The organism is Falsiroseomonas oryziterrae, from assembly GCF_021864505.1.
In the GTDB taxonomy this organism is placed as follows: domain Bacteria; phylum Pseudomonadota; class Alphaproteobacteria; order Acetobacterales; family Acetobacteraceae; genus Falsiroseomonas; species Falsiroseomonas oryziterrae.
On the sequence record NZ_JAKJIB010000121.1, the window covers coordinates 1 to 10,431 of the forward strand.

Here is a 10,431-nt window from a genome sequence, read left to right on the forward strand (position 1 = left end):
CGGGCGGCGGTCGCGTGTCCGCCAGCAGCCGCCCTTCGGCGTCGAGCAGGCTGGTATGCAGGCCGGTCGCGGCCCTAAGGGCAGCGGCCGCATCCGGCCCGCCGGCGGCGCGGCGCAGCTGCGCCCGCCCCTCGGCTAGGTGCTGGTCGAGCCGCGCCAGCACCGCGCGTGCGTCGCGGAGGGCCTCCGCCTCCAGCTGGCCGCGCGCCGCTTCCACCTGCTGGAGCCCGAGCATGCCGGCCAGCAGGAGCACGGGCAGGAGCAGCACCAGGGCGAGCAGCCCGAGCAGCTGGCGCAGGGTGCGCGGTTTCGTCCCGGCCATCATGTCGATGTGTGGTCGTTCCAGGCGCGTCGGCAGGCCGTCGGCGCCGACCCCACGCGATGGTGAGTGCATCGGGTTTTCACGCTTCTGTCCCCGGCCGGGTTGCGCTACCACGTCAAATGTTCGCGTTTCGTGCCGGAGGATTCGGCGCTTGCCCAAGGACCGCACCCGCTTCGTCTGCCAGGCCTGCGGGTCGCCGCATCCCAAGTGGCAGGGCCGCTGCGACGCCTGCGGGGAGTGGAACACGCTCGTCGAGGAGGTCGCCGAGGCCCGGGGGCCCGGCCCGGCTGCCAAGACTGCCGGCGGCCGGCGGCTGGAGTTCGTGGGGCTGGAGGGCAGGTCGGCCCCGCCGGCGCGCATCCTGACTGGCATCGCGGAGCTCGATCGCGTGCTGGGCGGGGGCTTCGTGCCGGGCTCCGCGGTGCTGGTCGGCGGCGATCCGGGGATCGGGAAATCCACCATCCTGCTGCAGGCGGCGGCCCGCATCGCGGCGGCGGGGCGGCGGACGCTCTATGTCTCGGGCGAGGAGGCGGTGGAGCAGGTGCGGCTGCGCGCGGCCCGCCTCGGGCTGGCGAAGTCGCCGCTCGGGCTCGCCGCCGCCACCTCGCTCCGCGACATCGCGGCGGGGCTGGAGGGCGAGGGCGAGGCGGCGCTGGTGATCATGGATTCGATCCAGACCGTCTGGCTGGACGCGCTGGATTCGGCGCCGGGCACGGTGAGCCAGGTGCGCGCCTGCGCCGCCGAACTCATCCGCCTCGCCAAGACGCGCGGCTTCGCGCTGGTTCTGGTCGGCCATGTGACGAAGGAGGGCACGCTGGCCGGGCCCCGCGTGCTCGAGCACATGGTGGATGCGACGCTGCATTTCGAAGGCGACCGCGGCCACCAGTTCCGGATCCTGCGCGCGGTGAAGAACCGCTTCGGCCCGACCGACGAGATCGGCGTCTTCGAGATGACCGAGGGCGGGCTGGTCGAGGTGGCGAACCCCTCCGCCCTGTTCCTGGCGGAGCGACGCGGCAATGTCTCGGGCTCAGCGGTCTTCGCGGGGATCGAGGGCACGCGCCCGGTGCTGGTGGAGGTGCAGTGCCTGCTGTCGCCATCCGCGGGCGGCAGCCCGCGGCGGCAGGTGGTGGGCTGGGATTCGGGGCGGCTGTCCATGCTGCTGGCGGTGCTGGAGGCCCGCTGCGGCATGGGGATCGGGATGAACGACGTCTACCTGAACATCGCCGGCGGGCTGCGGGTGACGGAGCCGGCGGCCGACCTCGCCGTGGCCGCGGCGTTGGTCAGTGCGGCGACCGACCGGCCGACGGATCCGGGGACGGTCTATTTCGGCGAGGTCGGGCTGTCCGGCGAGGTGCGCCAGGTGGCGCAGGCCGAGGCACGGCTGCGCGAGGCGAAGAAGCTGGGCTTCGAGGCGGCGACGCTGCCACGGCGGGTGGCGCGGGGCTCCGCGCCGCTGGCCGCGGTGCCGGGGCTGAAGCTGAAGGAGGCCGGGCACCTGGCCGACCTCGTGGCGGAGTTCGCCGCGGGGACGGTGAAGCGCAAGGGGGCGGGCGCCGCGCCGCCGGGCTGAGCGCCGGCCGCATGACACACCGGTGACCGGCGTCTATACCCCCCGCCGATGACCTGGGTGGACTTCGTCGTGCTGGGCGTCCTGCTGCTGTCGGCGGGGCTGGCCTTCTTCCGTGGGCTGGTGCGCGAGGTGCTCGGCATCGGCGCCTGGGTGGGTGCCGCCATCGTCGGCCTGCTGGCGGAACCCCGCGTGAAGCCCTGGATGGCGCAGCATGTGCAGCCGGACTGGCTGGCGACCGGGCTTTCGGTGGGCGCGGTCTTCCTCGTCGTGCTGATCGTTCTGAAGGTGCTGATCCACTGGGTCGCGGGGAAGGTGCAGCGCTCGGCGCTTGGCGGCGTGGACCGGGCGCTCGGGCTGGTCTTCGGCCTGGCGAGGGGTGCCTTCGTGGTCGTGCTGGCCTATATCCTGGGCGGGCTGGCGATGCCGGCGGCCGATCGCTGGCCGGAGGAGGTCCGCCAGGCCCGCAGCCTGCCGCTGGCGGCCGACGGCGCCGAATGGCTGGTCGCGCAACTGCCGCCCGAGTTCCGGCCCCGGTTGCCCGAAGGCACCGGCCGACAGGATCCCACGATGGACCAGCTGCTGCGCCCGCCGGCGCGCAACCGGACCTGAAGGAACGAGATGGACGACGTGACCACCCGGCCCTTCGAGGACGACAAGCCGCATGAGGAATGCGGCGTCGTCGGCATCTGGGGCAGCGCGGACGCCGCGGCGTTGACCGCGCTCGGCCTGCACGCGCTGCAGCACCGGGGGCAGGAGGCGGCGGGCATCGTCTCGATGGAGACCAGCGGCATCTTCCACGCCCACAAGGGCCGTGGGCTGGTCGGCGACAATTTCGGCGACGCGGCGGTGATCGCGGGGCTGCGCGGCCGCGCGGCGGTCGGGCACAACCGCTACGCGACGACGGGCGAGACGGCGCTGCGCAACGTGCAGCCGCTCTATGCCGATTTCGAGTTCGGCGGGCTGGCGGTGGCGCATAACGGCAACCTGACGAATGCGAACACGCTGAAGCGCGCGCTGGTGCGGCGCGGCTGCCTGTTCCAGTCCACCACGGACAGCGAGGTCTTCGTCCACCTCATCGCGATCAGCCTTTATTCGACGGTGACCGACCGGCTGATCGACGCGCTGAAGCAGGTGCAGGGCGCCTACAGCCTGATCGCGCTGCACAACGGCGCGCTGATCGGCGCGCGCGACCCGCTCGGCGTGCGGCCGCTGGTGATCGGCAAGCTGGCGGGCGGGGGCTACGTGCTGGCCTCCGAGACCTGCGCGCTCGACATCGTCGGCGCGGACTTCGTGCGCGACGTGGAGCCGGGCGAGATCGTGGTGGTGGACGATGCCGGGCTGCGCAGCCAGAAGCCCTTCGCAGGCCAGCCGAGCCGCTTCTGCATCTTCGAATACATCTACTTCGCGCGACCGGATTCCATCGTGGAGGGCACGCCGGTCTACGAGACGCGGAAGCGCATCGGCGCGGAGCTGGCGCGGGAGAGCGGGGTGGCGGCGGACGTCATCGTGCCGGTGCCCGATTCCGGCGTGCCGGCCGCCATGGGCTACGCGGCCGAGGCCGGCGTGCCCTACGAGCTCGGCATCATCCGCAACCACTATGTCGGGCGCACCTTCATCGAGCCCACGGACCAGATCCGGCATCTCGGCGTGAAGCTGAAGCACAGCGCGAACCGCGCGGTGATCGAGGGGCGGCGCGTGGTGCTGGTGGACGATTCCATCGTGCGCGGCACGACCAGCCGCAAGATCGTCGAGATGGTGCGCGCCGCCGGCGCGACCGAGGTGCACATGCGCATCTCCTCGCCGCCCACGACGCATTCCTGCTTCTACGGCATCGACACGCCGGAGCGCGGCAAGCTGCTGGCGGCGAAGCACGACGTCGCCGAGATGGCGCGGATCATCGGCGCCGACAGCCTGGCCTTCATCTCGCTCGACGGGCTCTACCGCGCGCTCGGCCGACCGGGGCGCGATACGGCGCAGCCGGCCTATTGCGACGCCTGCTTCACCGGCGACTACGCGATCCCGCTGGTGGACCAGCGGGAGAATGCGGAGCCGCCGCTCTCCCTCCTGCACGCAGCGAACTCATGACCGACCTGCCCCTGAAAGACCGCGTGGCGCTCGTCACGGGCGCCTCGCGCGGGATCGGCGCGGCGGTCGCGCTAGAACTCGCGAAGCTCGGCGCGCATTGCGTGCTGGTCGCGCGGACCCAGGGCGGGCTCGAGGAGGTGGACGACGCGATCCGCGCCGCGACGGGCCGCGGCGCCACGCTGCTGCCGCTCGACCTGCAGAAGCAGGAGAAGGACCTCGACATGCTCGGGCCCTCCATCGTGGAGCGGTTCGGGCGGCTCGACGTGCTGGTGCATGCGGCGGGCGCGCTGCCCAAGCTGACGCCGGTGGCGCATGTTGAGCCGCGCGACTGGGCGGAGGTGGTGGCGGTGAACATGACCGCGGCCTGGCGGCTGATCCGCACCTGTGACCCGCCGCTGCGCGCCTCCGACGCCGGGCGGGCGGTGTTCCTGACCAGCGCCGCGCTGGCGGCGCACACCCCCTATTGGGGGATGTATGCGGCGAGCAAGGCGGGCATGGAGTGCCTCGTGCTGACCTGGGCGGCCGAGGTTGCGCGCACGGCGCTGCAGGTGAATCTCGCCGATCCCGGCATCGTGGCGACGAAGCTGCGCGCGCATGCGTTTCCGGGCGAGGATCCGGCAAGCATCGCGCAGCCGGCGGATGTCGCGCCGGCGATCGCGGCGCTCTGTCTGCCGGCGGAAGCGCGGCGTGGGGCGCTGGTCCGGATCGGGCAGCACTGACCCTCGGACCCCCTCGCCCAAAAGCCGCCGTAACTCTGGCGCCCGACGCCGTCGGCGTCGGGCTCTCCGCTTCGCGGGAGAGGGAGCAGGAGCGCGGGAGAGGGAGGCGGCGCTACCTGCTTTCCGGCCTCAGCGTCTTCTCGAGGTTCTGGCTGTAGCGGCTCATCGCGAAGCACAGCACGAAGTAGACGAAGGCGGCGAAGAGATAGGCCTCGGTCGGGAAGCCGAGCCAGTTCGGATCGCCCAGCGCGGCGCGCAGCGTGGTGAAGAAGTCGAACACGCCGATCACCACGACCAGCGTCGTGTCCTTGAACAGGCCGATGAAGGTGTTGACCTGCGCCGGGATGGTGATGGTGAGCGCCTGCGGCAGGATGATCAGCCGCATCTTCTGCCAGTAGCTGAGGCCGATGGAATCCGCGGCCTCGTACTGCCCCTTCGGCATCGCCTGCAGGCCGCCGCGCACCACCTCCGCCATGTAGGCGGCGGTGAAGAGCGTGTAGGCGACGAGGACGCGCACCAGCCGGTCGATGGTGACGCCCTGCGGCATGAAGAGCGGCAGCATGATCGCGGCCATGAAGAGCAGGCTGATCAGCGGCACGCCGCGCACGCACTCGATGATCGCGGTGCAGAACCAGCGCACCAGGGTCAGCTCGCTCCGCCGTCCGAGCGCCAGCAGGATCGCCAGCGGATACCCGAGCGCGAGCCCGAAGACGGCGATGACCCCGGTGATGGTCAGGCCGCCCCATTGCCGCGTTTGGACATAGGGCAGGCCGAGGATGCCGCCCTGCATCAGCATCCACATGACCGGCGCGGCGATCGCCCAGGCGAGGAACAGCCACTTCGTCCAGAAACGGCGGATGGTGGAGGCGATCACCATCGCGACGAGGATGGTGATCATCGTCGCCGGCCGCCAGCGCTCCTCGAAGGGGTAGAGGCCGAAGATCGAGAACCAGAACTTCTCGCGCACGAAGGCCCAGCAGGCGCCGCCCGCCTCGCGGCAGGCTTGCGCGTTGCCGTTCCAGGTCGCGTTGGTCACGGCCCAGGCCCAGAAGGGCGGCACGGCGAACCACAGCACGGCCAGGCAGCCGAGCGTGATCGCGGTGTTCAGCGGGCCGTCGAAGCAGGCCTTCAGGAAGCCCGTCGCCCGTTCCGCGAAGGAGGGGCCGCGGGGCGCGGCCTGGACGGGGGCGGAGGGGGTGAGGGTCGTCGCGCTCATCTCTCAACGCTCCTTCAGCGCGACGCGCGAATTGTACCAGTTCATGAGCGCCGAGGTGACGAGGCTGATCGCCAGATAGACCGCCATGAAGATCGAGATGACCTCGATCGCCTGGCCGGTCTGGTTGATGGAGGTGTTGGCGACGCTGACGAGGTCCGGATAGCCGATGACGACCGCGAGCGAGCTGTTCTTCGTCAGGTTCAGGTACTGGCTGGTCAGCGGCGGGATGATGACGCGCAGCGCCTGCGGCAGGATGACGAGGCGCATGATGCGCCCGGGCGGCAGGCCGAGCGCGCGGGCGGCTTCCCACTGACCCTTGTGGACGCTCTGGATGCCGGCGCGCACGATCTCGGCGATGAAGGCCGAGGTGTAGACGACGAGGCCGATGAGCAGCGCGAAGAATTCCGGGCTGAGCGTCAGGCCGCCCTCGAAGTTGAAGCCGGCGAGCTCGGGCCACTCCACGGTCGGCACGTAGCCCGCGAGCATGCCGAGGGCGGGCAGGCCGAGCAGCATGCCGAGGCCGGGCGCGAGGGTGGAGCGGCGCTCTCCGGTCGCGACCTGGCGCGCGCGCTCGCGCCGCAGCAGCAGCCACCAGCCGAGTGCGCCGGCGGCCAGCGTGCCGAGCAGGACATACAGCGCGGGATCGGCGATGAGCGCCGGCATCTTCACGCCGCGCTGCGAGAGGAAGAAGCCCGGCACCGGGTTGAGCGCCTGCCGGACGGAGGGCAGTTGCAGGATCACCGCGTGCCAGAACACCAGCTGCAGGACGAGCGGCGTGTTGCGGATGACCTCGATGTAGCCGCCTGTCAGGCCGCGCAGCAGCGGGTTGGTCGAGAGCCGTGCGAGGCCGAGCAGAATGCCGAGGACGGTGCAGAGCGCGATGCCGACGATGGCGATGCGCAGCGTGTTCAGCAGGCCGACGGTCAGCGCCTTCCGGTAGGTGTCGGCCGGCGTGTAGGGGATGATGCTCTCGCCGATCGGGATGCCGGCGGAGCGGTCGAGGAAGCCGTAGCCGAATTGCAGGCCCTGGCGGGCCATGTTGGCCTGCGCGTTGGACCAGAACCACCAGCCGAGGGCGATGACGGCGGCCAGCAGGCCGGCCTGGATCAGCAGGCCACGCGCCGTGGTGCCGCCTGGCAGCGGGATGATGCCGCGGGAGGGCGGCATGATGGCGGTGGTCGTGCTGCTCATGCGGCCGGTCCGTGGGAAGGGTGAGGCGGCGGAGGCCGGGGGCGCCCGCCGCCTCGTCGCGTGCCGCGCCCCGGGACGGGGCGCGGCCGGTGTCAGTCGATCAGCGCGCCGGCGGGGCGTAGAGCAGGCCGCCGCGGGTCCAGATGTTGTTCATCCCGCGCTCGAGGCCGAGCGGCGTGTTCACGCCGAGGTGGCGCTCGAAGATCTCGCCGTAGTTGCCGAAGGTGCGGATGATCTGGCGGGCGAAGTCCGGACGCGCGGCGTTGATGCTCTCGCCCATGTTGCCCTCGACGCCCAGCAGGCGGCGGACGACGGGGTTGGTCGAGGAGCCGGCGATCTGCTCGACGTTCGCCTGGGTGATGCCCATCTCCTCGGCGTCGATCAGCGCGAAGGTCGTCCAGGCGACGATGTTGGTCAGTTCCTCGTCGCCCTGGCGGATCGTCACCGCCAGCGGCTCCTTCGACAGGCGCTCGGGCAGGATCACGTGGTCGGCCGGGCGGGTCAGCAGGGTGCGCTGCGCGGCGAGGGCGGCGAAGTCGTTGGTGAAGACGTCGCAGCGGCCGCTGTCATAGGCGCGGCGGATCTCGTCGAGGTCGGCGATCACCACCGGCGTGAAGCGCAGGTTGTTGGCGCGGAAGAAGTCCGAGATGTTCAGCTCGGTCGTGGTGCCGGGCTGGACGCAGACCGTCGCGCCGTTCAGCTGGCGGGCGGAGGTCACGTTCAGGCGGCGCGGTACCATGATCGCCTGGCCGTCGTAGAAGGTGATGGCCGGGAAGTTGAAGCGGTTGACGTTGCTGTCGCGCGTCAGCGTCCAGGTCGTGTTGTTGGACAGCACGTCCACCTCGCCCGCCGAGAGCGCCGGGAAGCGGCTCTGCGTCGTCACCGGCACGAACTGCACGCGGTTCGGGTCGCCGAAGATCGTGATGGCGATGGCGCGGCAGATCTCGACGTTGAAGCCGCTCCAGCGGCCCTGCGCGTCGGGCACGCCGAAGCCCGGGTTGGACGGGCCCTGCACGCCGCAGAGCAGGTTGCCGCGCGCGCGGATCTGGTCGAGGTCGCGGCCGGCCAGGGCATCGCCCGCGCCGAACGTGACCACCGCCGCCGCAGCCGCGGCGAACATCTTCCAATTCATTCGTGTCTCCCTCGTCTCCCGTGCGGCGTGCATGGCTGCCGCGTGGTGGGCGCACATCGCAGCCCCGTGAGGAAATATCAAGGGTGCAATCCGAGGCTCATGATTGTGCAATGCGGGGCCGATCTGCCGCGATCGGCGGCAGGTGCCCTGCCGAACCCCTGCAAGATGCATGTTGCGCACAGGCCCGGATCGCCCGGAGCCTGCCGGCGGTGCCCGGAACGCAGGCAGCAGCCTCGGGCAGGCCGCGTGATCTTTCGACGCGTCCGGCCGCGCGCCGCGTCAGCTGCGGCGCGCTGGCCAGCGATGAGCGGTCGCTGATTGTGCCGGCGCTCGCGGCCACTCGCCGCGGTTGCATCGCGGCCGGTCGGGCAGGGGCCTCGCGCCCTTCTCCCGCGCGGGGGGCGAAGCAAGGGTCCGGAGGGCCGCCGCCCTCCGAGGTGCCCGTATGTGCCGACGAAAAGGGTCGGCGATCTCAGCCCTCGCCTTCGGCGTAGGGGTTGTCGGTGCCGCGCAGGTTCAGCCGGATCGGCACGCCGGGCATGCCGAAGGCCTCGCGGAAGGAATTCACCAGGTAGCGGCGGTAGTCCTCGGGCAGCTGGTCCGCGCGGGTGCCGAAGACGGCGAGCGTCGGCGGGCGGGCCTTCGGCATGGTGGCGTAGCGCAGCTTGATACGCTTGCCGTCCACCAGCGGCGGCTGGTGGCGTTCCTTCATCGCCTCGAACCAGCGGTTCAGCTCTCCGGTCGGCACGCGGCGATTCCAGAGCTCGTAGACCTGCCGCACCGTCGGCATCAGCTTCTCGACGCCGCGTCCCGTGGCGGCGGAGAGCGGCACGACGGCCACCCCCTTCGACTGCGCGAGGCTCGCCGTCAGCACGTCGTCTAGGCGCTTGCGCGTCGCGGCCCGGTCCTCGACCGCGTCCCACTTGTTCAGCGCGACGACGACGGCGCGGCCCTCGCGCTCGGCGAGGCGCGCGATGCGGAGATCCTGCTCGTCCATCCCGAGCAGCGCGTCGAGGACCAGGACGACGACCTCGGCCTCCTTCAGCGCGGCGAGGGTGGCGGCGACCGACATCTGTTCGAGCTTCTGCTCGATGCGCGCCTTCTTGCGCATCCCCGCAGTGTCGACGATGCGCACCGGGCCTTCCGCGTCGCGGAACTCGAGCGCCACGGCGTCGCGCGTGAGGCCGGGCTCGGGGCCGGTGATCATCCGCTCCTCGCCGAGCAGCGTGTTCACCAGCGTGGACTTGCCGGCGTTGGGGCGGCCGACGATGGCGATGCGGAGCGGGCGCTCGCGCTCGCGCGGCTCGCGCGCCGTGTCGGCCAGGCGGTCGCGCACCTCGTCATGCAGGCCGCCGATGCCCTCGCCATGCTCGGCGCTGACCGGGATCGGATCGCCGAGGCCGAGTTCATAGGCCTCCATCGCCATCTGCGTGCCGAGCTTACCTTCCGCCTTGTTGGCGACGAGGATCACGGGCAGGCCGCTGCGGCGCAGCCAGTTGGCGAAGGCGCGGTCGGCGGGCGTGATGCCCGCGCGCGCATCGACGACGAAGAGCGCAAGGTCGGCCTGCTTCAGCGCGGCTTCGGAACTCGCGCGCATGCGGCCCGGGATGGTGTCGGGCGGCGCTTCCTCGAGGCCCGCGGTGTCGGCCAGCATCACGGTGACGCCGCCGATCATCGCCTCGGCTTCCTTGCGGTCGCGCGTGACGCCCGGCGTGTCGTCCACGATGGCGATCTTGCGGCCGACCAGCCGGTTGAACAGCGTGGACTTGCCGACATTGGGACGGCCGAGGATGGCGATGCGCTGCATGTGGGTCCTCCGGCGGGGGATTCGGGCCCGGATCCCGGGACCCCCACCCCGACCCTCCCCCGCAAGCGGGAGAGGGAGAAATCAGCGCAGCGCGATGAGCGTGCCGTCGTCCGCGAGGGCGACCAGCGTGCCTTCGGCCACGGCCATCGGCAACGTCACCCCGCTGCCGAGCGGAACGCGCCCGGCGATGGCGCCGGTCGCGGGATCCAGCAGCAGCAACTCGCCGCGCGAGGACGGGATGACGATGCGGCCGCCGCCGACGAGCGGCTGGCCGAAGCGCGCCGGCTCGTCGCGCCGGCGACCGCCCTCGGGCGGCGGGTCGAGCGGGCTGACCCAGCGGATGCGGCCGTCCTCGCGGCCGATCGCCAGCGCCTCGCCGCCGCGAGTGA

General features: G+C 71.7%; 10 protein-coding genes. 4 read left to right on the plus strand and 6 right to left on the minus strand.

The window, feature by feature from the left end:
* Positions 1-394 (minus strand): hypothetical protein (locus L2I40_RS11625; RefSeq protein WP_372491051.1); only part of this gene is annotated, 394 nt, incomplete at its 3' end.
* Between the two features lie 79 nt (positions 395-473).
* Here L2I40_RS11625 and radA point away from each other — a divergent pair.
* Genes radA through L2I40_RS11645 form a run of 4 tightly spaced genes read left to right on the plus strand, consistent with a single transcriptional unit; the run spans position 474 to position 4,696 of the window.
* Entirely contained in the window at positions 474-1,892 is a 1,419-nt protein-coding gene (gene radA / locus L2I40_RS11630) for a DNA repair protein RadA (protein WP_237215121.1), read from the plus strand.
* Between the two features lie 48 nt (positions 1,893-1,940).
* On the plus strand, positions 1,941-2,501 hold the full coding sequence (locus L2I40_RS11635) for a CvpA family protein (protein ID WP_237215122.1): 561 nt from the start codon (positions 1,941-1,943) through the stop codon (positions 2,499-2,501).
* Positions 2,502-2,510: 9 nt separating this feature from the next.
* Positions 2,511-3,977, plus strand: a complete 1,467-nt coding sequence (purF, locus tag L2I40_RS11640) for an amidophosphoribosyltransferase (RefSeq protein ID WP_237215123.1) — start codon at positions 2,511-2,513, stop codon at positions 3,975-3,977.
* Positions 3,974-4,696: an SDR family NAD(P)-dependent oxidoreductase gene (locus L2I40_RS11645; RefSeq protein WP_237215124.1), complete on the plus strand. Its 723-nt coding sequence runs from the start codon at positions 3,974-3,976 to the stop codon at positions 4,694-4,696. Before purF ends, L2I40_RS11645 begins: the two co-directional genes overlap by 4 nt.
* Before the next feature lie 112 nt (positions 4,697-4,808).
* Here L2I40_RS11645 and L2I40_RS11650 read toward each other — a convergent pair whose 3' ends face one another.
* From L2I40_RS11650 to L2I40_RS11670, 5 genes are all read right to left on the minus strand, one after another.
* Positions 4,809-5,912, minus strand: a complete 1,104-nt coding sequence (locus tag L2I40_RS11650) for an amino acid ABC transporter permease (protein ID WP_237215125.1) — start codon at positions 5,910-5,912, stop codon at positions 4,809-4,811.
* Positions 5,913-5,915: 3 nt separating this feature from the next.
* A complete protein-coding gene (locus tag L2I40_RS11655) occupies positions 5,916-7,103 on the minus strand; it encodes an amino acid ABC transporter permease (RefSeq protein WP_237215126.1) in 1,188 nt (395 codons plus the stop codon).
* 100 nt (positions 7,104-7,203) lie between these two features.
* Positions 7,204-8,235, minus strand: coding sequence for an amino acid ABC transporter substrate-binding protein (locus tag L2I40_RS11660; RefSeq protein ID WP_237215127.1), 1,032 nt, complete (start codon positions 8,233-8,235; stop codon positions 7,204-7,206).
* A gap of 472 nt (positions 8,236-8,707) precedes the next feature.
* On the minus strand, positions 8,708-10,042 hold the full coding sequence (der, locus tag L2I40_RS11665) for a ribosome biogenesis GTPase Der (RefSeq protein ID WP_237215128.1): 1,335 nt from the start codon (positions 10,040-10,042) through the stop codon (positions 8,708-8,710).
* A gap of 81 nt (positions 10,043-10,123) precedes the next feature.
* Positions 10,124-10,431, minus strand: a 308-nt coding sequence (locus tag L2I40_RS11670; protein ID WP_237215129.1) for an outer membrane protein assembly factor BamB family protein, incomplete at its 5' end; no start/stop codon positions are given.

Bases quoted from the DNA above. Each gene is read 5' to 3' on its own strand.
- der (WP_237215128.1), bottom strand. From the start codon at position 10,042: ATGCAGCGCATCGCCATCCTCGGCCGTCCCAATGTCGGCAAGTCCACG.
- L2I40_RS11645 (WP_237215124.1), top strand. From the start codon at position 3,974: ATGACCGACCTGCCCCTGAAAGACCGCGTGGCGCTCGTCACGGGCGCC.
- L2I40_RS11635 (WP_237215122.1), top strand. From the start codon at position 1,941: ATGACCTGGGTGGACTTCGTCGTGCTGGGCGTCCTGCTGCTGTCGGCG.
- L2I40_RS11660 (WP_237215127.1), bottom strand. From the start codon at position 8,235: ATGAATTGGAAGATGTTCGCCGCGGCTGCGGCGGCGGTGGTCACGTTC.
- L2I40_RS11650 (WP_237215125.1), bottom strand. From the start codon at position 5,912: ATGAGCGCGACGACCCTCACCCCCTCCGCCCCCGTCCAGGCCGCGCCC.
- L2I40_RS11655 (WP_237215126.1), bottom strand. From the start codon at position 7,103: ATGAGCAGCACGACCACCGCCATCATGCCGCCCTCCCGCGGCATCATC.
- purF (WP_237215123.1), top strand. From the start codon at position 2,511: ATGGACGACGTGACCACCCGGCCCTTCGAGGACGACAAGCCGCATGAG.